The sequence below is a fragment of the Pseudomonas sp. AC070 genome (genome assembly GCF_979258635.1).
Map to the genome: position 1 here is coordinate 4,163,242 of NZ_OZ409871.1, position 20,589 is coordinate 4,183,830.

The 20,589-nt window shown below is 59.6% G+C and carries 14 protein-coding genes; 4 read left to right on the forward strand and 10 right to left on the reverse strand.

Features of this window, described 5'->3' with window-relative positions; translation table 11 throughout:
• Positions 1 to 47: 47 nt before the first annotated feature.
• The 4 genes from ACZZ0Q_RS18645 to ACZZ0Q_RS18660 all read right to left on the reverse strand — a co-directional run bounded on the left by ACZZ0Q_RS18645 (position 48) and on the right by ACZZ0Q_RS18660 (position 7,661).
• Positions 48 to 2,180, reverse strand: a complete 2,133-nt coding sequence (locus ACZZ0Q_RS18645) for a putative bifunctional diguanylate cyclase/phosphodiesterase (protein ID WP_463541246.1) — start codon at positions 2,178 to 2,180, stop codon at positions 48 to 50.
• Positions 2,161 to 5,919 (reverse strand): PAS domain S-box protein, encoded by a 3,759-nt coding sequence (locus tag ACZZ0Q_RS18650; protein WP_463541245.1) that lies wholly within the window; start codon positions 5,917 to 5,919, stop codon positions 2,161 to 2,163. Before ACZZ0Q_RS18650 ends, ACZZ0Q_RS18645 begins: the two co-directional genes overlap by 20 nt.
• 263 nt (positions 5,920 to 6,182) lie before the next feature.
• Positions 6,183 to 6,920 carry an OmpA family protein gene (locus tag ACZZ0Q_RS18655; protein ID WP_463541244.1) on the reverse strand — a complete coding sequence of 246 codons (738 nt, stop codon included), beginning with the start codon at positions 6,918 to 6,920 and terminating at the stop codon, positions 6,183 to 6,185.
• A 105-nt stretch (positions 6,921 to 7,025) separates the two neighbouring features.
• Positions 7,026 to 7,661: an MBL fold metallo-hydrolase gene (locus tag ACZZ0Q_RS18660; protein WP_463541243.1), complete on the reverse strand. Its 636-nt coding sequence runs from the start codon at positions 7,659 to 7,661 to the stop codon at positions 7,026 to 7,028.
• 318 nt (positions 7,662 to 7,979) lie between these two features.
• On the opposite strand from ACZZ0Q_RS18660, the gene ACZZ0Q_RS18665 reads away from it, so the two are divergent.
• Together ACZZ0Q_RS18665 and ACZZ0Q_RS18670 are read left to right on the forward strand one after the other, a co-directional pair.
• Positions 7,980 to 8,276: a type II toxin-antitoxin system MqsR family toxin gene (locus ACZZ0Q_RS18665; RefSeq protein WP_463541242.1), complete on the forward strand. Its 297-nt coding sequence runs from the start codon at positions 7,980 to 7,982 to the stop codon at positions 8,274 to 8,276.
• 2 nt (positions 8,277 to 8,278) lie between these two features.
• Entirely contained in the window at positions 8,279 to 8,680 is a 402-nt protein-coding gene (locus ACZZ0Q_RS18670; RefSeq protein WP_463541241.1) for a type II toxin-antitoxin system MqsA family antitoxin, read from the forward strand.
• Here the strand turns inward: ACZZ0Q_RS18670 and ACZZ0Q_RS18675 are convergent.
• A complete protein-coding gene (locus ACZZ0Q_RS18675; protein WP_463560841.1) occupies positions 8,677 to 9,696 on the reverse strand; it encodes an AraC family transcriptional regulator in 1,020 nt (339 codons plus the stop codon). The genes ACZZ0Q_RS18670 and ACZZ0Q_RS18675 overlap by 4 nt on opposite strands.
• Before the next feature lie 292 nt (positions 9,697 to 9,988).
• Here ACZZ0Q_RS18675 and ACZZ0Q_RS18680 point away from each other — a divergent pair, with 292 nt between their 5' ends.
• Complete coding sequence (locus ACZZ0Q_RS18680; RefSeq protein WP_463541239.1) at positions 9,989 to 10,825, forward strand: metal-dependent hydrolase; 837 nt, start codon at positions 9,989 to 9,991, stop codon at positions 10,823 to 10,825.
• Positions 10,826 to 10,956: 131 nt separating this feature from the next.
• On the opposite strand, the gene ACZZ0Q_RS18685 is transcribed toward ACZZ0Q_RS18680, so the two are convergent.
• Entirely contained in the window at positions 10,957 to 11,898 is a 942-nt protein-coding gene (locus tag ACZZ0Q_RS18685) for an alpha/beta fold hydrolase (RefSeq protein ID WP_463541238.1), read from the reverse strand.
• A 69-nt stretch (positions 11,899 to 11,967) separates the two neighbouring features.
• Positions 11,968 to 12,642 carry a TetR/AcrR family transcriptional regulator gene (locus ACZZ0Q_RS18690; RefSeq protein ID WP_463541237.1) on the reverse strand — a complete coding sequence of 225 codons (675 nt, stop codon included), beginning with the start codon at positions 12,640 to 12,642 and terminating at the stop codon, positions 11,968 to 11,970.
• Between the two features lie 104 nt (positions 12,643 to 12,746).
• On the opposite strand from ACZZ0Q_RS18690, the gene ACZZ0Q_RS18695 reads away from it, so the two are divergent.
• The gene (locus tag ACZZ0Q_RS18695; protein WP_463541236.1) at positions 12,747 to 13,589 is read left to right on the forward strand and encodes a hypothetical protein; all 843 of its coding nucleotides are present in this window, start codon (positions 12,747 to 12,749) and stop codon (positions 13,587 to 13,589) included.
• 117 nt (positions 13,590 to 13,706) lie between these two features.
• On the opposite strand, the gene ACZZ0Q_RS18700 is transcribed toward ACZZ0Q_RS18695, so the two are convergent.
• The 3 genes from ACZZ0Q_RS18700 to ACZZ0Q_RS18710 all read right to left on the reverse strand — a co-directional run bounded on the left by ACZZ0Q_RS18700 (position 13,707) and on the right by ACZZ0Q_RS18710 (position 20,372).
• Positions 13,707 to 16,454: a LuxR C-terminal-related transcriptional regulator gene (locus ACZZ0Q_RS18700; protein WP_463541235.1), complete on the reverse strand. Its 2,748-nt coding sequence runs from the start codon at positions 16,452 to 16,454 to the stop codon at positions 13,707 to 13,709.
• 613 nt (positions 16,455 to 17,067) lie between these two features.
• Complete coding sequence (locus ACZZ0Q_RS18705) at positions 17,068 to 18,438, reverse strand: DUF1329 domain-containing protein (RefSeq protein ID WP_463541234.1); 1,371 nt, start codon at positions 18,436 to 18,438, stop codon at positions 17,068 to 17,070.
• Between the two features lie 32 nt (positions 18,439 to 18,470).
• Positions 18,471 to 20,372: a DUF1302 domain-containing protein gene (locus tag ACZZ0Q_RS18710; protein ID WP_463541233.1), complete on the reverse strand. Its 1,902-nt coding sequence runs from the start codon at positions 20,370 to 20,372 to the stop codon at positions 18,471 to 18,473.
• Positions 20,373 to 20,589: the final 217 nt, after the last annotated feature.

Here is a 20,589-nt window from a genome sequence, read left to right on the forward strand (position 1 = left end):
TCCCTAACCCTCTCCCGCAACGGGAGAGGGGACCGACCGAGTTATCTCTACTTCTTGCGATAAACATCCCAATCAATCTGCGCCGGGAAGTGCTCGGTCTCCGAGACCGGCAACCCCTTGGCAACCAGAAAGCCCTGCATGATGTGGCAGCGGTGTTCCAGCAGCCAGTCGCGCTGTTCGATGGTTTCCACCCCTTCGGCGATCACTTCCAGGCCCAGGTGATGCCCCAAGTCGATGATGGTGCTGACCACCGCCGCGTCTTTGGGCGAGCTGAGCATGTTGGAAATAAACAGCCTATCGATCTTCAGCGTATCCAGCTCGAAGTGGCGCAAATAGGCGAGCGATGAGTAACCGGTGCCAAAGTCGTCGATGGCGATTTTCACGCCCAGCGCACGCAGCTGGCTGAGCTGTTCGCGGGTGGTGTCGAGGTCTTGCATGAGTGCGCTTTCGGTCACTTCCACTTCCAGCTGCGCCGGACACAAGCCCAGCTCGGCCAGCACACGGCGCAAGTCATCCACCAGTTGCGGCATACCGAACTGCACCGGACTGACGTTGAGACTGACCACAACGTTCTCGCCAAACGTCGGCCGCCAATCGCAACACTGCTGCACGCCTCGCCGAAAAATCCAGTCGCCGAGGCGGTTGATCAAACGGGTCTCTTCCAGCAGCGGAATAAACACATTCGGCGCAATGGTGCCCGACACCGGGTGCTCCCACCGCAACAGCGCTTCGAAGCCGCGTAGCTTGCCGGTCTCCAGATAGATTTGTGGCTGATACACCAACACAAAATCGTTCTGTTCAATGGCGTTGCGCAGGCTCTCTTCGAGCATCAAGCGTGAACGTGCGCGGCCGTTCATTTCCGGGGAAAAGAAGCGGTATTGCTGACGGCCGGCGCGCTTGGCTTCGTACATCGCCATGTCGGCGGCGCGCATCAGACCATCCACGCTGCGCCCACATTCAGGGAAACTGGCGATGCCGATGCTGGCGCCGAGTGTTACGTCCATGCCGTCGACACGGTGGCGCACCGAGACCAGTTCGATCAGTTTCTCGGCGATACGCGCGGCATCTTCCGGGTGTTCCAAACCGTCGAGCAAGGCGGTGAATTCGTCGCCGCCCATGCGCGCCAGCACGTCGTAAGGCCGCAGGCTGGAGCGCAGCAAATCGCCAACCTGGCGAAGCACTTGGTCCCCGGCCGCGTGGCCGAGGGAGTCGTTGATGCGTTTGAAACCGTCGAGGTCCAGATACAAAATCGCCATGCGTTTGCCGCTGCGGTCCAGGCGCGCCAGGCTCGATTCCAGAGCCTGGTGAAAACCGCGACGGTTGAGCAAACCGGTCAGCGCATCGGTGGCCGCCTGCGATTCCAGTTGCGCATAAAGGTTGCGCACCACGGACATATCCAACGCCAGAATCACCATCGAGCGCTGCAAGCGCGGCAGCGGTGAACTCGACAGCGCCACCGGCAACATCTGCCCGCTCACGGCGCGCAAGCTGGCGTCGTGCAGGCGATACGCTTCGCCGCGTAACCAATGTTTGTAGAACTCCGAATCTTTCCAGGCGGTGGGAAGGCCGGAGGTCACCAGGTAATCGAGCAGCGGCGTCCCTTCAATTCCCGCCACCGTGCCGTTGAGCATGCGGGCCATGGCCGGATTGACGAAGTTGATGTTGCCCTCTTCGTTAACCACCACGATGCCTTCGGCGGCGTTTTCCAGCACCGACGCATTGAATGCGCGAGCACTGTCGAGCTGCTTGGACAGCACCTGCAATTCGTGGCGGTTGCGCTCGTGTTCGAGCAGCACATTGATTTTGTGCCGCAGCACTTGCGGGTCGAAGGGTTTGAGAATGAAGTCCACCGCGCCGGTGGCATAGCCACGCAACACCGAGTCTTCGGTGTGGGCAATGGCGGAGAGAAAGATGATCGGGGTGTAGCGCGTACTCGGGTTGCCGCGCATCAAGCGCGCCACTTCAAAGCCATCCATGTGCGGCATCTGTACGTCCAACAGTACAAGGCCGACGTCGTTGTCGAGCAGGCACTGCAAAGCGGCCTCGCCCGAATTCACCGTGCGAACTTCCCACGGGCTATCGCCCAGCAAGGCTTCCATGGCCACCAGGTTTTCCTCGCGGTCATCGACCACCAGCAAGATCTGCTCGCTGGACTGCGGTTTAAGCTGCGCCTGAGCCATTACGTCCCTCCGATTTCGCCAACCAGCGTTGCAGCAGGGCTATGAGGTCCTGGCGTGCCACTGGTTTGGCTAGGTAGTCATCCGTGCCCGCGGCTAAACATTTTTCGCGGTCGCCCTTCATCGCATGGGCCGTCAGGGCAATGATCGGCACCGTGCAGCCTTTCTCCTGTTTCAGCAGACGAGTGGCGGTGTAGCCATCCATGTTGGGCATCGCCATGTCCATCAGAATCAGGTCAAACGCCTGTTCCGCAAAGGCGGCGAGCGCCTCGAAGCCGTCTCGGGCCGTACTGACTTCCAACCCCAGCTCATCCAGCAACGCGCTCATCGCATAAATGTTGCGTACATCATCGTCCACCAACAGCACCCGTTGCCCGTGCAGCGGGTTGATTTCCGGCACCACAACTTCGGGCTGCGGCTCACGCACACTGGACAAAAATCCTTGCACGGCCTGGCTCAGCGCTTGCAGATCCTGGCCATTTTTTTGCACCACCACGGCCGAATAACGACGCAGGCGTTGCAGGCTTTGCTGGGTTACATCCACACCGGTGTTCACGACCACCCGTGTATTGCTGAGAGGACGCTGTTGCGACATGAGTTCAATCAAATCAAAGCCGTCCTGGTCGGGTAGATCGAGGTCAACCACCACCGCCGCAAACTCGTCTTCCTGATAGGCGTCACGCGCTTGGGCCGCAGTCGCCACTGCCGTCACTGAGAAACCCAGGTGGCTGAGGTGCTCGCGGTAGTACTCGCGTTCCGGCGCGATGTCTTCTACCAACAATAGGCGGTTCTGTTCGTCGTGCTCATGGCGAGCCAGATCGGTGAACACTTTTTCCAGATCGGCCCGGGCAATCGGCTTGACCAGATAACGCGTGCCGGTGTCATGCCAGTCGTCCGGCTGCGGCACGCAGGAGATGATGTGCACCGGCATACCGCGATGCTGCGGATGCCCGCGCAGGCTGCGGTAAATCTGCCAACCGCTGACGTCGGGCAACAGGATGTCGAGAATCACCGCGGCAAACTGCTCACGCTCCAGCAGGCCGAGCGCCTGGGCACCGCTGCGGCAATGCACGCAGGCGAACCCATGGGCCTGCGCTTCGTCGGCAATCAGGTTGGCGAAGTCTTGATCATCTTCAACCACCAGCAACGCCGGGCCTTGCCCCACCCGCGTAGGCGCGACGGCGCTGACTTGCGGCAGCCCCACCGTGCCTTGCACCACGGTGACCGGCAGTTGCACGGTGAACACAGAGCCTTGGCCCGGTGCGCTGTCCAACTGCACCGTGCCTTCGAGCACCTCGACCAGTTGCCGGGTAATCGCCAGGCCCAACCCGGTGCCGCCGAACGCGCGGCTGGTTGAACCATCGATTTGTTGGAAGGCTTGAAACACGCGCTGGTGCTGGTCAGCGGCAATGCCAATGCCGGTATCGCGCACCACGATCTTAAGCATCTCGCGGCCGTCTTCCGCCGGGGCGCAACTCACGGTCACTTGCACCTCGCCCCGCTCGGTGAATTTCAGGGCGTTGGAAAGCAGGTTGCGCAAAATCTGTTGCAGGCGGCCCCGGTCGCTGTAGACCACGCGCGGCACCTGTGGGTCGACGCTGGTAATCAAGCGCAACCCCTTGAGTTCGGCCATGGGCCGAAGGCTGGCGTCCAGTTCCTGCATCAGGTCGTGGACGTTCATGTTCTCCATTTTCAACTGCACGCGGCCGGCTTCGATGCGGGCCAGGTCGAGCACGTCGTTGATCAGCTGTAAAAGGTCGCGGCCGGCGCGGTGAATGATGTCGGAGTGCTTGACCTGTTTGTCGTTGAGATTGCCGCCGCCGTTTTGCTTGAGCTGTTCGCTGAGGATCAGGATGCTGTTGAGCGGCGTACGCAGCTCGTGGGACATGTTGGCCAGAAATTCGGATTTATAGCGGTTGGCCAAGGCCAATTGTTCGGCCTGTTCACGCAAGCGTGCCTCAGCGGCCTTGCGTTCGCTGATGTCGATGATCACCGCCTGCACCAGCACGTCTTCGCCGCTGCGCAATGGCGACAGACCGACTTCCAGCGGAATCAACTCGCCATCCCGATGCCGGCCGAACAGCTCGCGGTTGTTGCCCATTTGCCGAGGCTCGGGCGAATTCAGGTAGCTCTGTCGCAAGCTCACGTGCAGCTCTTGCAACGACTCAGGCAGCAATTTTTCCACCGGCTGGCTCAGCAATTCAGTGCGTGGGTAGCCGAACAATTGCTCGGTTTGCCGGTTTGCCATGGCGATTCGCCCTTGGCTGTCGACCAACACAATGGCGTTGGGCGAGGCCTCGACCACCAAACGGAAACGTTCCTCGGCGGCCTTGCGCGCGCTGATGTCGATGATCACTGCCTGCACCAGCACATCGGCACCGCTACGCAGGGGCGAGAGGCCCACTTCTACGGGAATGGAATGGCCATCTTTGTGCTGACCAAACAGGTCGCGGTTGCCGCCCATTTGCCGAGGTTCCGGAGCCTTTTGAAATTCCCGGCGCATACCGACGTGGGCATGGCGTAGCGACTCGGGCAGCAGTTTTTCCACCGCTGCGCCGACCAGTTCGTCGCGCGGATAGCCGAACATCAGCTCGGCCTGTTGGTTGACCATGGCAATGCGGCCGTTGCTGTCGACCAACACAATGGCGTTGGGCGAGGCCTCGACCACCAGGCGAAAGCGCTCTTCGCGCTCACGCAGCCCGGCACTCATGATTTCGCTGTTGGCCAGCGCGCGTTCGCGCAGCAATAAATAGCCGCCCACCATCAACCCAAGCAGCACCGACGACAGCAGCCCAACCCACAGATTGAATTGCAACCGTGGGTTTTCCATCCGTCGCTCGTATTCAGCCGTGCTACTGACCGTAACCTGCCATTCGCGCCCAAACACGCCTAGGCTGCGCGTGAGCTGATACGCCGAGTTGCCTAGGTAACCGCCCTGGAGCAGCGCGCCGCCATCATCGGCGTTATCGACCAGCTCAATCTGAAAAAGCTCGGCGCGACTGCCCAAAATTCCCTCAAGCAAGTCATGCATCCGGAACGAGCCGGTGACCGCCCCCAGGAAAGCTTGCTGACGCTCTTCGGGGCTGGTGACCGGCGCGGTATTGGCGTAGACGGGCATGTACAACACGGCGCCAATTTGCGGATCCTGGTCGGTTTCAGACTTCAGCCTGAGCGGCGCCGAGAGCACCGCTTCGCCCGTGCGGCGTGCCTGATAAACCGCCTTGCGGCGCACGTCCTCAGATAGCACGTCGAAGCCCAGGCCACGGCGGTTACGCCAATCGAGCGGGCTGATGTAGTCAGCAATCAGGTATTCATCGCGCTCGCCGGAAGGATAAATACGGAAGTCTTTTCGTCCATCGCGCCGCTCGCCTTCGATAAACGCAGGCAGTTCGGCAGCGGGCACATAGCGCGCCCAGGCGACCGCCTGAATACCGGGATAACGGTCTTGGAGTTGTAGCTGATCGGTAGCCCGCATCCATTCTTCGGCGCTAACCGCATCGCTGCCAGCCAGTAATCCGGCCATGCCGCGCAGCACCATTTCATAGGCGTGCATACGTTCAAGAATGCTTTGCTGCACATCGTCCACAGCAATGCTGAAGCGTTGCTCCTGCTCGCGCCGATTGTTGGCTTGCAGCTCCTGCCACTGCCACACCACCAGTGCGCCCAGCCCAGCCATCAGTCCCAGCGCTACCAGAAAAGGCAGCCAGGGGCGGCGCGAGTGAAACCCAGGGTTTTCGTCCATGTAAGCTCCTGATCCTTCGCCAGCGTCCCTACCCCTTGGTAAAGCGACCTGGCAACCAATGGTCCAATCGGGCCATTGGGCTGAAGTCTAGTCAGGAATTTCGAGCGCGGCGCTTTGCCACCAAAAGATCAGCGAGCGGATACGAGGCAATCGCAATGGACGGTTGCAAACTCATGAGCTTCCGCGCGCTGCGTCTTCCCATGGCAGATTCGAACCCGCAAAAAAAGGCCTCCACTTGGGAGGCCTGGTTCAACGTTTAGCGCTTACTGCGGATATTGCTGATACTGCTGAGGCTGTTGATAGGGCTGCTGCTGATATTGCTGCGGCTGCTGCACGGCTTGCGGCAGCGGTTTCAGGTTGACCTCCACACGGCGGTTCTGGGCGCGGCCGTCGGGGGTGTCGTTGGTGGCAATAGGCTGATCGGGGCCGTTACCCCGGGTGGACAACCGCGAGCCGTCGACGCCTTGCGAGGTCAGGTAATTGGCCACGCTGGCGGCCCGGCGCTGCGACAAGTCCATGTTGTGCTGGCGGCTGCCGGTGCTGTCGGTATAGCCGACGATTTCAATGGTGTTCTGGTTGTACTGCTTGAACGAGTTGGCGAGGTTATTTAGCGGCGTATAGAAGTTGCCGGCGATATCCGACGAGTCGGTAGCGAAGGTGATGTTGCCAGGCATGATCAGCTTGATCTGGTCGCCCTCACGCTGCACCTGCACGCCGGTGCCTTGCATGCTGCGGCGCAGCTCGGCTTCCTGCTTGTCGGCGTAATAGCCATAACCCGCGCCCGCCGCACCGGCGACGGCGGCGCCAATCAGCGCGCCTTTGCCACGGTTATCGTGATTGATCAACGCGCCCGCAGCGGCGCCCGCGAGCGCGCCGATACCGCCATATTTCGCGGTGTTATTGGAACTCGGTGGCTGGTTGTCATAAGGATTTTGCGAGGCACAGCCAGCCAACAGCGCGACGGCAGTAGCGGCAATGATCAGGCGACTGAAGGTAAACATGGGGGGCGTACTCCTAAAACGCGGTCCACCCCGCTGGGCGGACCACCGTTGGAGCATAAAGTTAGCTGAAAATTCCGTGGCGCCGAGGGCCTAAGCGAAGCGGCGTCAGGCGCGAATGTACGGGTTCTCGCGCATCTCATCACCGAGCCGTGTATCAGGCCCGTGACCGGTCACCACCGTAGCATCTTCATCCAGCGTATACAGCCGCTGCTTGATCGAGCGCTCAATCGTCGAATAGTCGCCGCCCCACAAATCGGTGCGGCCAATGCCCCGGCGAAACAGCGTATCGCCGGCAATCAGCAGCTTGGCCTCAGGAAACCAGAAACTCATCGACCCCGGCGTATGGCCTGGTGTATGCAGCGCCACGCCGCAACCACACGCCAGCTCCTCATCGTCACGCAGCCACTGATCCGGCGCCGGCACCGGCGTATACGGCACGCCAAACATGCGGCACTGCATCTCCAGGTTGTCCCACAGAAAACCGTCCTCCTCGTGCAAGTGCAGCGTGGCGCCGGTTTTCTCCTTCATCTGGCCCGAGGCCAGAAAATGATCGAGATGGGCGTGGGTATGGATGATGCTCACCACCTTCAAACCATGGGCCTCCAACCGCGCCATGATCAGATCCGGATTGCCACCCGGGTCGACCACGATGGCTTTCTTGGTAACCGGGTCGCCAATGATTGTGCAGTTGCACTGCAACGGGCCGACAGGGAAGGTTTCGCGGATCAGGGTGGGGGTCATGACAGCTCCTCGAATAATCGGTGCCATTCTCGGTTTCGGTTCCGCGCGCTTCAAGGGCTAGTTGAACAACCGACACCCCTCGCCCGCTCATGGCCACGAAGCGCCCAATGAAGGATGAATGTACCAATACCTGCCTTTAACTCCCGGTTTAGAGCGTTCGCGAAATTTCCTTCAAACAACTCGGTTCCTTCTCGATTCCCCTTTTGGCCCGTTCACGCGCTACTGGCTCGCGGCTTTAAAGGCCTCGGCGACACAGAAACGAGTAGGCGACGGATTATTAACCTACTTGCCAAATAAAACCAAGAAGGTTAATTTGAAATGGAGAAACGGACTCCCCATTCTTCCCTCGCTCAGGTGAAGTTGTTGGTCTCGCAAGGCAAGGTTCGCACGACTCAGTCGGCTCGAATTGGCGCCAGCGAATTAGGTTTGGAATTGAGTGATGTGCTGGCTGTGGTGATGGCGTTGAAGACCAATGAATTTCGAAAAAGCATGACGACGCACGCGGACCACCGCATCTGGCAAGACGTTTACTGCCCGAGCACCTGCATGGGTGCTGTGTATTTGAAGCTGACGATTTCCGATGATCTTCTGATTGTCTCGTTCAAGGAGTTATGAACATGAAATGTCCCGTTTGCGGTGCTGCGCAGTTGGTTCACGACACGCGTGACCTGCCGTATACCTACAAAGGCGAAACCACTGTCATCCCCGGCGTCACCGGCGATTTCTGCCCGGCGTGCCATGAGTCGGTGCTCGATATAAGCGAGTCGGAGCGCGTGATGAGTGCGATGCGTACATTCTCGAAGCAAATTAACGCGACCATTGTCGACCCCACCTTCATCGCCCAGGTGCGGAAAAAACTTGCGCTTGACCAACGCGAAGCTGCAGAAATTTTCGGCGGCGGCGTGAATGCGTTTTCCCGCTACGAAACCGGTAAAACCAAACCGCCGCTGGCGCTGGTGAAGCTGTTCAAGCTGCTGGATTTGCACCCTGAACTGCTCAACGAAATTCGAACGGCTTAGCCCTCCCCCCGATAATCACTCGGCAATTTCCCCGTCCACTTCTTAAACGCCCGACGAAAATTCGACGCATCGCTAAACCCCAGCAAGTACGCAATCTCATACAGCGGCAATTGCGTGGTGCTGAGGTATTGCAGGGCCAGGCGTTTGCGGACGTCGTCGAGCACTTGCTGATAGCTCGTGCCCATCGCGGACAAATGCCGGCGCAAGCTGCGGCCGCTGGTGTGCAGGGCTTTGGCGGCGCTGCCAAGGTCGGGAAAGTCGCCGGGGCGTGCGAGCAGCAAGCGCCGTACGCGGGTGAGCAAGGCGTCTTGAACATCCAGCGTGGCGAGCAGCGCTTCGCATTGTTGCTCGCACATGTGCACGGTTGCTGGGTTGGCCAGGGCCATGGGGCGTTGCAGGTAGTGTTGCGGAATGCTGATGCGGTGGTAGGCCTGGTCAAACTGCACGCGCACCCCGAATACCTCCGCGTAACGCGCCGCGTGTCGCGGCGCTGGGTAGGCGAAACCTACCTCGATGCCGTGCATTTTTTCCCCGAGCAAGAACTGCGCGATGCTGTGCAAGCTGCACAGCAAGCCTTCGGCGGCAAAGTGACTCAACGCACCCAGCGGCATGGCTTCGCTGGCGCGCAATTCCACCCGTTCAAACGCTTCTACCCTTTCCAGTTCATAAGCCAGCCCCAGTACGCGGTAGTACTTGAGGGCGAATTGAATGGCTTTATCGAGCGTGGCGCTGGAGAGCACGGCGTAGCCGAGAATTCCGTGGGTGGATACGTTCAGGCGCTGACCCAGCAGCAAGCCCAACGCCGGTTCTTTGCATAGCGTGAGCGCAGCGCTGGCGAGCAGGTTGAAGTCGATAAACGATAGGCGCCCGTTGGGCGATTCAAGCAGCTGCGGTTTGACCCGGGCAGCTTGCAACAGCTCGTCACGTGGCACGCCGAGTTCGGTCGTGAGGTCGATCAACGCACTGGCGTAAGCGATGGGCACCAGCTCGGCAGCAAAATTCATGGACTGCTTCATCGTGGCTAAACTTCTTCCTTATTGTTCTTTTTTAGCGCCGGGCCGGTGGCCAGAAATGACGCGCAACGCAGGAATACTCAGGCGTACTTATGTGTCACACCACTCCTAAAGGATTGGAAATTGGCTCCAGCGAGCAAATGCCTAAGTGCCTTTGCTGTTACCCCAGTTACCTCAAGGTGACACGCCAACTGGCCATATATGACCGCCACATTGGCAGCTATCAACCTTTGCGAGGTTGTAAGCCGCGGCCATAGTGCCAACCATGGTTAAGCAACGACTCAGGGAGTCAGCAATGGTCAGCACCACGCCCGAAGGCTTGCAAATTCGCCCCCGCCACTTGGATTTCGACCTGCCGAATCCACTGCCTCGGCATTGGCACAGCGGCGATGCATTCAAGACCCACTTGTTCGACGCCATGTCGGTGTTGTTCCCCGACGGCGAGCGCTTCTTTATCGACTCGGTGCGCCACTACCGCGAGCAGATCACCGACCCGGTGTTGAAAGAGCAGATTCGGGGCTTTATCGGCCAGGAAGGTCACCACAGCCGCGAGCACTTGGAATACAGCAACCGCCTGCGCGATCTGGGCTACAACATCACCCGAATCGAGAAACACGCCCAGGCTCGAATCCGCTATACGCAGAAGAAGTTTTCACCACAGCGCCAGCTCGCCGCCACCGCTGCCTTGGAGCACATCACGGCAATCATGGCCGACGGTTTGCTGCGTGAGCCGCGCCATCTGCAAGGCGCACACCCTGAGTTAATTCGTCTGTGGCGCTGGCATGCCTTGGAAGAAACCGAACACAAAGCGGTCGCCTTCGACGTGTACAACCAAGTGTGCGGCAGCCGCAAGTTGCTGCGTCGGGCGATGATGATGGGCACGTTCTTTTTCGTGTTCGACACCTTCCGTGGCATGACGCACATGCTCAAACAGGACGGCCTGCTGTGGAACTGGCGCGTGTGGCGCGACGGCATTCAGTGGATGTGGGGCAAGAACGGCGTGTTCCGCCCGCTGATCAAAACGTATCTCGACTTCTTCAAAGACGGCTTCCATCCGTGGCAGCACAACAACATCGATCTGCTGCACAGCACGCGCGATGAGTTTGACGTGCCGGTGGCGCAGACGGCTTGAGCATCAATACTGGAAGAAAAAATGGCTCTCCTAAGAGCCATTTTTTTCGTCTTTTGATCGTGTAGGAGCGAGCTTCTCGCGAACCCTGCAAACGAAGGGCTTCGCGAGCAAGCTCGCTCCTACAGGCGGATTTAACCCTGCAAAAACCGCAGCGCATCCGCCGCGCTCTGCTCTGGAATTTCTTCCATCGGAATATGCCCCACGCCCGGATAAGTTTTCACCTGAATACCCGGCAAATCGCGCTGCCACAGCGGTACGTGTTTCGGCGAAATCCAGCGGTCGCGGTCGCCCCACATCAGCAGCGTCGGGGTAGTGATCTGGGCCACGCGCGCTGGGGTGCCGTGCAGTTCTTCGCGGTTCACTTTCAGCAGCACGCGGAAGATATCCATCATCGCCCGACGGTTGCCAGGACGCCGGCTCAGGTCGTAGTAGCGGTCCACCACGCCAGATTTGATACGCCCCGGTTCGCCATACACTTCTTTAATACCCTGGGCGATCAGCGCGCGCGGCATCCACATCGGCATGGCCCACGTGGCGCCAGGTAGCGCGGCGGCGGCGATCATCAGCGGCACCTTGCGCATGTGGTAGCCGGCCGGGTCGATCAGTATCAATTTTTCAACCCTTTGCGGCTGGGCCAGGGCGAAGTTCCAGGCGATGTAGCCGCCCAGTGAGTTGCCAGCGATCACCGCTTTGTTAACGCCCAAGTGGTCGAGCAGCAAGCCGAACACCTTCACCATGCGCTCGGCGTTGTACTGGCCGTCACGCGCGGGGCCGGTGAGCCCGAAGCCGGGCACGTCAAACCGAATGATGCGGTACTGGTCGGCGAAGGCGCTGATCCAGCCGTCCCAGGTATGCAACGAAGCGACCACGCCATGAATCAGCACCAGCGCCGGTTTATCGCGCGTGCCTTCGTCGCGGTAGTGGACATTGAAGCCGTCCAGCTCGACGAATCTGGAGCCGCTGTCGGCATTGGCGTAACGCGCTTTCAAACGGTCCAGCGGCAAGGCGCCAAAGCCCAAACGGGCGAAACCCACCGCCAGCGGCGGCGAAAGAGTCAGGCTGGAAGCAGACATGCGAAAACCTCGACAATCTTGTTATAGGTCGTCGCATCAAAGCATGGCCGGTTTCGCCTGGCGCCCAACCTAGGTTGTGACGGGGCACAACGCGGCGATCAGCAAGTCGCCCAATACGGCTTTGGCATGTTCGATTTCTACCCGCGTGGCCGAGCGGCCGAGTAATTCCAAAGAGCTGGTTTCCAGCGCCCAGATCAGCGCACGGTAGGTCAGCGGGTCGCGACGATTGCCGTCGTGCTCCAGGCGCTCGACCAACAACGCGGTCATTTCCACATGGGCACGCTGGCGATGGCGGGCCAGCGGCGAGTCAGCTCGCAGCGCCTCTTCCTGCATCAGGCGAATGATCGGTCCGACTGCCGAGTGGTAATCAAAGAAGCAACCGACCATATTGCGCAGCCATTCCTGTGGGCTGCCGGCGCCTTGTTGCATGTCGCGAAAGCGCGCCAATAGCAGCACCACGGCGGTTTGATAGATGCCTTCAAGCACATCCATTTTGTTATCGAAGTATTTGTAGAAGGTCCGGCGCGACACGTTCGCCGCTGCGAGCAGGTCGTTCACGGTGGTTTCGCTCAAGCCTTTACGCGCGAATACCGGAATGGCCGTGAGTTGGATGTTGATGCGCTGCAAGTGCCCAACCAGCGGCCCGTCTGCCACTTCACCTTGTTGGCGTGCCACAGCGCCGTAGCCGCCGAGGTCTTCGAATACCGCCAACACAGCGCCTTGCACGGCCTTTTCCGCTTCCATTGCACGTTCTCCTAAAACCAACCCTCAGCCCGGTGACGGCGCCAGGCGGGCTGGGTACTCTTGCACCCATTCTTATAAGAACCGCTGCCGGAACGTCTCTGCCCATGAAGCTATCACGCCGCCTGTTCTGGCCGCTGGCCATCCTTTTGCTGGTTATCGCGCGCGCGGTGCCGGCTGCCGAGCTGTTTTATCTGGGCGAGAAAATTCCCGACATTCAGAAACCCTGGACCAGCCGCGACTATCACCAGCTCGTCGAAGCCCTGCAAAAACTCGACAGCAGCCAAGCGAACGCCCTGCCCCGGCGCAGCGGCGAGTTCACCGGGCCGATCTACCAGCGCATGGTCAGTGAAGAAAACTTCCGCTCACAGCTGAACATTTACGCGCCGCTGGAACTGCGTCAGAACGAGGCGCGCGAGCTGCTGTTCCAGCTCAAAGAGCTGATGCGGCTGTACTTTGATTTCCACGCTGTGCAGCAGCCCTACGGCGCAGAGGCGCTGGGCCTGATGACCTACTCGCTGCGCCAGCAAGCGGTGCTGTTCACCCTGACCACTGAGTTCTGGATGACCCTCTCGCAACCCGAGCAAAGCAACCCGGTGCGCCTGCAAGGCCTGCAAGACACCAAGGAAGCGGCTGCCATGCTCACCTCCAGCGCCCTCGATTATCTGGCCCTGACCAAACAGTTCGGTCGCGAAGATTTGGCCTTGTATGCCGCCGAAATCAGTAAACAGCTGCCCGAGCTGTTCGTGCACCTCAACGCTCAGGTGCGGCCGCAACTGCTGGCGCGCATCGATGAGCTGGCGCAAAAGCATCCTTACGGCGAAGTGCGCAGCAGCATGAACGACCTGCTGCCGGTGCTGGTGGCGATTCAAACGGATGTGGAAAATCAGCTGGCGATGCCGGCGCCGCACAAGCCTGCGGCGAAGAAGCTTGACCTGACGGCGCCCTGATCGTTGCCCTGTAGGAGCGACCTTGGTCGCGAACCCTGGAAACGAAGTTTGAGAATTTCGTTTGCAGGGTTCGCTAGCAAGCTAGCTCCTACAAACAAGAGCCAACGAACAAAGCACTTAGCGCAACACGCCAATCGCCTTGGCCCGCGCCACCGCTTGCGTGCGCCGCTCAACCCCGAGTTTGCTGTTGATATGCCGTGCGTGGGTTTTCACGGTGTGCAGGGAAATAAATAGCTGCTCGCTGATTTCCTGATTCGAGCAGCCTTTGGCGATCAGCTTGAGCACCGACAGCTCGCGACTGCTCAGCGCTTCGGTCTGCACGCTGTTATCGATGGCTTCAAACACCTCGCCCTCTTCCAGCGCCGGCAACAAACCAAGCAGCCGCTCGCGCAGCGGGCAACCGGGACGGGGCAGCAGCTGTTCGCGCAGCCACTGGGGGTGTTTGCTAAGCAGTTCGTTGAACGGCAGCAGCCCGCCGCCAATGGCCGACTCCATGCTACTGAACAGTTGCTGTTGGGCCTCGCGCTCGCGCCCTTGGTCAAGCAACAGCAGCGTCAGTTGCACTTGCGCGAAGCCACCCATGAGCTGGCCGCCGACGCCTTGCGCACGCGCAATCAACGAGCGCAGCCGCCGCTCGGCATCGGCCGTGCGTCCTTGCAAGCGTTCCAATACCGCCTGCTGCATTTCGATGTGCAGCGGCAGTTGCGGGTTGTATTCCGGCGCGGCGGCGGCCTGTTCGCCGCTGTAGGTGGTGGCCAGGCGATACAGCCAGTCGCTGGCCAATTCAGTCTGGCCGCGCATCAGCCACAACTCGCACTTCACCACGGTAATCATGGCCAGGTAGTAGATCGCCGGCACGTCCCAGATATGCATCAGCCGCTCGGCTTCGGCCAGTTGGGCGAAGGCTTCGTTCAAGCGCCCGCTCCGGCCCTCGATGGTGGCCAGCACGCAATGACCGATCAGCACGCTGGTGTCGCGGCAGGCGCGCGCCTCGCTGATGCCGGCCAACAAAAGCGCTCGCCCGGCTTCAGGCTCCAGGCGCAAGGTGAGCAAATACCCTTCATACAACGTCAGGCGCGCACGCACCGCGTACAAGCGTTGCGACGACAACCCGCGCAAGCAATCCAGGCCGTGGCGCACTTCTTCCTGGGCGCGCAACACTTCGCCACGGGCTTGCAGCACACGGGCGCGGTCGTAATACGCCAGCGCTTCAAACAGCGGATTGCCGTAGCGCTGCGCCAGCTCCAACGCATCGCGGTTCAAGCCACGGGCGCGCCACAGATCGTTGCGGGTGATGGCCAGGTTGGCCAGGGTTGAAAGGCACATCAGGCGTTGACCGCAACGCTCTTGCGGCAGCGCCGACAAGGCTTCGCTGCAATAGGTTTCGGCCAGTGCGCTGTCGCCGCGTCCACGGGCAATCACGCCGCTGAGCGCTAGCCACTGGCCGATCATGGAACGTTGCGCACGGGCATTAGCCGCCGGCAAGAAGCGCGACAATTGGCTGGCCAAGTCTTCAGCCGCATCGAGCTGACAAGCCAAGGCCAGGGCCCAGGCGTACAACACAATCAGCCGCGGCGAACTGCCGAGCAGGCTTTCCGGCAAGTCCATTTTCCAGCGCAGCAACATCGCCACGTTCTGTTCACCGAGCAGTTGTTCCTCGGACAAATTCTGCACCAGGCTCGCCGCCACATCCGGCTGCCCGGCCCGCAGCGCCTGCTCGATGGCTTCGTCCAGTAAGCCTTGGCCGCTGAACCAGCGGCACGCGCGCAAGTGCAGCTTCGCTGCTGGCTGGCTCATGGAAACCGGCAAGCGCGCGCGCAGCAGATCGGAAAATAAATGGTGATAGCGAAACCAGCGCCCGTGCTCGTCCAGCGGCACCAGGAACACCTGATGCGCTTGCAGGTGTTGAAGAATGGTCGCGCTGTCATGGCCATCGCGCACCGCGTCGCACAGCTCGACGCAAAAGCGTTCCAGGAATGCAGTTTCGTAGAGAAACTCCTGCACGTCGGCGCTCTGACTTTCGATTACTTCTTCAAGCAAGTAGTCGCGAATCAGGCCATCGGCGCCGTCCAGCGAATGACCCCAATTCTGCGTATCACCGCCTTCGCTGGCGGCCAGCATCCACAAACGCAGCCCCGCCACCCAGCCTTCGCTGCGCTGCAACAGGTTATCCAGCGCCTCGCCTTGCAGGTTCACGCCCTGGCTTTCCAGCAGTTGGCTGGACTCGCCAAGCGTCAGGCGCAGGTCCTGCTCTTGCAGTTCCAGCAATTGGCGCGACAAGCGCAAGCGGGCCAGATGCCAATTCGGACGCTGGCGGCTGGTGACCAACAGCAGCAGCCCGGCAGGCAAATGGTTGAGGAAAAATTGCAGGCAACGGTCCAGCACCGGGCCTTGGGCCAGGTGGTAATCGTCGAGTACCAATAACAGCGGGTTGGCTGGGTCGAGGCGCTTGGTCAGATCGTCGAGCAGGCCGTCGAGCCACTCTTCAAAAGCAAACGGCTGATGGCGCTGGCGCAACTTGAGCAGCCCCAACGCTTCCTCGCCCAAACCGGGAAAGCAGCGCTGCAGCCCAAGCACCAAGCGCTCCAGAAAGCGGCCGGGGTCGCTGTCCATCTGGCTGAGGCTCAGCCACAAGGTTTGCCATCGGCTGGGCAGACGCTCACAGAACTCAATCGCCAACGAGCTTTTGCCAAACCCCGCCGGCGCCGTAAGCAACAGCAAACGGCCCGACAAACCATTTATCAGGCGTTCACACAAACGGGGACGGGTGATATAGCCAGCCGGCAGCGGCGGACGGAAGAACCGCCCTTCTCCACCAGCGATGGTAGGAAAAGCCAAACCTTGAGAACTGGAAAGATCGGTCATCGGCGGTTTCTTGTTATGGGGCCTGTAGACGTCATGGCGGGTAATGCATCGGCGCTTTGCAGCCTAGCCCCTTGAGGCGGGCTTTTGAAGTATTTGCCGGTGAACTTGCACGAAAATGCTGAAAAAGCTGTAGATCAAACGCATCGAGGCTAAAGCCTCTCCTACAAAAACTCGGTCCCTGTGGGAGAGGCTTTAGCCTCGATGCTTTTGCTTTTCAACCGCGACGAAGATCGAGATCGAGCGAGCTATGGCGAGGCAAGGCGCCCCGCAGCTTTAGAGCGGAGCGTACTGCAGTACGTGAGCATCTAAAGCGAGGACGCAACGCCGCATCGCCGACGCGCCAAATCCAAAGCATCGCGGCTAAAGCCGCTCCTACAAAAACGCAGCCTCTGTAGGAGCGGCTTTAGCCGCGATGTTTTTCGCTTTTCGATTCTGACAAAGATCGAGATCGAGCGAGCTAAGGCGAGGCAAGGCGCCCCGCAGCTTTAGAGCGGAGCGTACTGCAGTACGTGAGCATCTAAAGCGAGGACGCAACGCAGCATCGCCAACGCGCAGCCGATCGTTCAGCCATAAAAAAACCGGCCAGGAGGCCGGTTCTTTTATGGCGCTACGCTTACCGAACGCCGGACTGGCGCAAGGCTGCTGGCGTGTAATCCGACTCGGAGGCTTTGAAGTCGAAGTCGTACGCTTGTTTCTCTTCGTTCTTCATACCCAGAGCGATGTAACGGCCAGACAACAGGTCGTACAGGGTTTCCAGGGTGTACCACGGCACTTGCTTGTCGTAGTAGTACTCGGCATGTGCTTCGGCTACGCGCCACAGGGTGCCACGGCCGTCGTAGTGGTCGCCTTCGGATACCTGCCAGGTATCTTCGTCGAGGTAGAAGTCACGTTTGGCGTAGATGTGGCGCTCGCCTTCTTTCAGGGTGCCCACTACGTGCCATACGCGGTGCAGCTCGTAACGGGTCAGGTCCTGATTGATGTGACCGGCCTTGATGATGTCGGCGTACTTGAGGTTCGGCGAATCGAGGCGGTAGTTGTTGTACGGAATGTAGATCTCTTTCTTGCCTTCCAGCTTCCAGTCGTAACGGTCTGGCGCGCCGTTGTACATGTCGAAGTTGTCCGAGGTACGCAGGCCGTCGGCGGCGGTACCTGGACCGTCGTACGACACTTGCGGAGCGCGACGAACACGACGCTGACCAGCGTTGTAGATCCACGCCAGGCGAGGCTCTTTAACCTGGTCGAGGGTTTCGTGCACCAGCAATACGTTACCGGCCAGACGCGACGGCGCCGTTACCTGCTGCTTGAAGTAGAACAGGATGTTGCTTGGCTTGCTGGCGTCGTAGTCAGTCAGGTTGCTGCGGAACGTGAACTGGTCCTGGAAGTACACCAGCGAGTAGGAACCGTTGGCTTGAGGCGTGGCCTGGGTTACCAGACGACGCAGGCTACCGCCGCGATAACGGGTGATCTGGTTCCAGATCGCTTCGGCACCGTCCTTCGGAATCGGGAACGGGTACGCGGTGCTGAAGTTCTCCAGGCCGTTGCCGCCTTGAACCAGCTTGGTATTAACGGCGTTTTTCTTCGCCGCTTCTTGCACGTCAGCCGGAACGGTCGCGGTACGGTGAGTGGTGTACACCGGAATTTTGTAGGTTTCCGGGTAGCGTTTGAACATCGCGTACTGGCCAGGGGTGAGCTTGGCTTTGTACTGCTCAACGTTTTGCGCGGTGATGGTGAACAGCGGCTTTTCACTGGCGAACGGATCGCTGATGAAACCTTTGGCATCGACGGTGCCGGCGTTTTTCGGCAGGCCACCGGTCCAGGCCGGAATGCTGCCATCAGCGTTGCCGGCCATTTCCGCGCCCAGCGGCGTCAGGGTAGTACCGAGCTTGGCAGCTTCCTCGGCCGAAACCGCGGCCATTACGCTTGTAGCCAACATCGACAGCGCCAGTGCAGCGCCGGTGTTGAGCAGACTCTTTGTTATTTTCATAGTCATCGTCTTCCTCAAAGTTCTTTGTCTGCTTAGAAGTTCACGCCGAAGCTGAGCGCGGCGAAGTCGCGGTCTACCAGGGTGTTGTAGTCGCCACCGAAGAAGTTGGTGTAAGCGAGGCTGGCGGTGTAGGTGTTTTGGTATTCAGCATCCAGGCCAACGCTGATGGCTTTAGCGCCTTCGTTGAACACGCCGTTTGCGCCATAACCGTTGACGTCATGGGACCAGGCAACGTTAGGTTTGAGGTTTACGCCAGCGAACACGCTGTTGTAATCCCAGATGGCCCGTGCGCGATAACCCCACGACGTGGCTGTGGCGAAGCCGTCGTTGTTGCAGTTTTCACTGACGTTCTTAGCGGTAGGGCTACCCAGGGTGCTGGTGTTAAGCAAACGGCACGCGTTGTTTGGCAGAGCACCTGGGCCGTAGCTTGGGTCACGGCCGTAACGGACTTTGGACGTACTTTCCAGGCCGCCAATGTGGCTTACGCCGACTTCGCCCACCAGGGTCAGACGTTCAGCGCCCATCACCTGATCAAAGAACTGGGTGAAAGTTGTCTGGAACTGCGTGATCTCTTTACGGTTGTAACCGTGCAGATCCTGGCCCGGCGTGCCTTTAAGGATGGAGGCACTGTTGAACAACTGGAAGCCAGCAGCAGCAGGGTTATACGCAGCGTTGCCCAGTGGAGTCAGACCGCCGTAAAGGATATCGGTGGTATTGATCTGCACCGGAGCGTTCGGGCGATAGCTCAGCTCGCCGCTCCACGCGGTCCCTGTAGGAAGCGTGGTGGAAAAGCTCAAGCCATACAGACGGATGTCTTCCGGATACTCCATGAAGTACTGGGAGTTACCCGCCACACGCAACGGCGCCAAAGCAGCCAGTGGCCCCAAGGTGTTAGCACGATACGCGGCAGCAGGAGCGCCATGGCCGCTAAAGACCGGTGCGCGGCTGTGGTAATTCATGAAGTAGGCGCCGAACTCAGTGTCCAGAGCGTCGGAGAAGTAACGGAATGCAGTACCCCACTGACCGCTGTCGCGTGCATCACGGTCGCCGCCACGGGGAACGATGACGCCTTCATCCGGGTTACCCCACGTTACGCCCTGTGCAGCAAGTGCAGCCACGCCGGCAGGACCAGCCGCAGCCAGGGTTGCTTGACGGGTGCGCAGTACCGCCAGGTTGCCGTCACAACCATCGGCCACTACGTCAGCTTGTGCGAAAAAAGAACCACAGTTGTCTGCGACGGTTTGATCCCATTCCAGCTGATAAAACGCTTCGGCCGACAGGTTCTCGGTCAAACTCTGCTGCACGAAGAACATATTTACCGGAATCAGACCTTCTTTGATTTCGGCGCCTGGACGGCGGAATGCAGAAACGTCGATGGGGTTGATCGAGTTGATACCGTTCTGGATGAATGTACTTTCACCCCAACTCACAACTTGCTTACCCAAGCGAACCGAACCTGGCTGATCGGCAACTTGGTAGTTGTGATAGACAAATGCGTCGAGCACTTGCGCACCGGAAGCCTGAGCGCCTTCTTTACGGTTGTGATCGTCAATCTGTTTGAATTCGCGATCTTCGTCTTTTTGCTCGAAGTCGTACCAGTATTTACCGCGAACAAATACGCCGGTATCGCCGTACTTCAGTTCAAGGTCGTGAATACCTTTGAAGATTTTTGAAAAGGTATGGCCGCTTTTGTAGTTGAGGTGAGCATCGTCAGAGGTTTGCGACAGGCTATCGCCGCCGTTGTTAACACCGATCAGATCTTTGTCCGCACCCGTAGTGGACCAGCTCGCCCCCACCGACAGCGACGAGTCGAACGAACCCTCGATTTCGCCAACGTTAAAGGTCACAGCAAAAGCAGGTGTGGCGAGGGTGGTGGCGAGGCTGACGGCCAGTGGCAGTTTTGCCCGGCGCCAGAACGTTCTTGTTGTTGTCATCGACGCTACTCCATGTTTGTTTTTTTGTTATGGATGGCAGCGACTATAGCCACAAGGTCGTACGCAATGATCCATCTAAAGTGTGATTTGAACGCGCCAAGCACTCTGGAATGCAGGTTTCGGCGGTCTGAGGGGTGTGACTGAGGGCGGGATGTGGCGCAAAGCCAGCGCCTGAGGGGCCAAGCGCTTGCTCGGGAGGCGGGCCGCACGCTGTGTG

What these genes read in the sequence shown, in the direction of transcription:
- ACZZ0Q_RS18645 (WP_463541246.1), bottom strand. Translation starts at nt 2,180, where the DNA reads ATGGCTCAGGCGCAGCTTAAACCGCAGTCCAGCGAGCAGATCTTGCTG.
- ACZZ0Q_RS18650 (WP_463541245.1), bottom strand. Translation starts at nt 5,919, where the DNA reads ATGGACGAAAACCCTGGGTTTCACTCGCGCCGCCCCTGGCTGCCTTTT.
- ACZZ0Q_RS18655 (WP_463541244.1), bottom strand. Translation starts at nt 6,920, where the DNA reads ATGTTTACCTTCAGTCGCCTGATCATTGCCGCTACTGCCGTCGCGCTG.
- ACZZ0Q_RS18660 (WP_463541243.1), bottom strand. Translation starts at nt 7,661, where the DNA reads ATGACCCCCACCCTGATCCGCGAAACCTTCCCTGTCGGCCCGTTGCAG.
- ACZZ0Q_RS18665 (WP_463541242.1), top strand. Translation starts at nt 7,980, where the DNA reads ATGGAGAAACGGACTCCCCATTCTTCCCTCGCTCAGGTGAAGTTGTTG.
- ACZZ0Q_RS18670 (WP_463541241.1), top strand. Translation starts at nt 8,279, where the DNA reads ATGAAATGTCCCGTTTGCGGTGCTGCGCAGTTGGTTCACGACACGCGT.
- ACZZ0Q_RS18675 (WP_463560841.1), bottom strand. Translation starts at nt 9,696, where the DNA reads ATGAAGCAGTCCATGAATTTTGCTGCCGAGCTGGTGCCCATCGCTTAC.
- ACZZ0Q_RS18680 (WP_463541239.1), top strand. Translation starts at nt 9,989, where the DNA reads ATGGTCAGCACCACGCCCGAAGGCTTGCAAATTCGCCCCCGCCACTTG.
- ACZZ0Q_RS18685 (WP_463541238.1), bottom strand. Translation starts at nt 11,898, where the DNA reads ATGTCTGCTTCCAGCCTGACTCTTTCGCCGCCGCTGGCGGTGGGTTTC.
- ACZZ0Q_RS18690 (WP_463541237.1), bottom strand. Translation starts at nt 12,642, where the DNA reads ATGGAAGCGGAAAAGGCCGTGCAAGGCGCTGTGTTGGCGGTATTCGAA.
- ACZZ0Q_RS18695 (WP_463541236.1), top strand. Translation starts at nt 12,747, where the DNA reads ATGAAGCTATCACGCCGCCTGTTCTGGCCGCTGGCCATCCTTTTGCTG.
- ACZZ0Q_RS18700 (WP_463541235.1), bottom strand. Translation starts at nt 16,454, where the DNA reads ATGACCGATCTTTCCAGTTCTCAAGGTTTGGCTTTTCCTACCATCGCT.
- ACZZ0Q_RS18705 (WP_463541234.1), bottom strand. Translation starts at nt 18,438, where the DNA reads ATGAAAATAACAAAGAGTCTGCTCAACACCGGCGCTGCACTGGCGCTG.
- ACZZ0Q_RS18710 (WP_463541233.1), bottom strand. Translation starts at nt 20,372, where the DNA reads ATGACAACAACAAGAACGTTCTGGCGCCGGGCAAAACTGCCACTGGCC.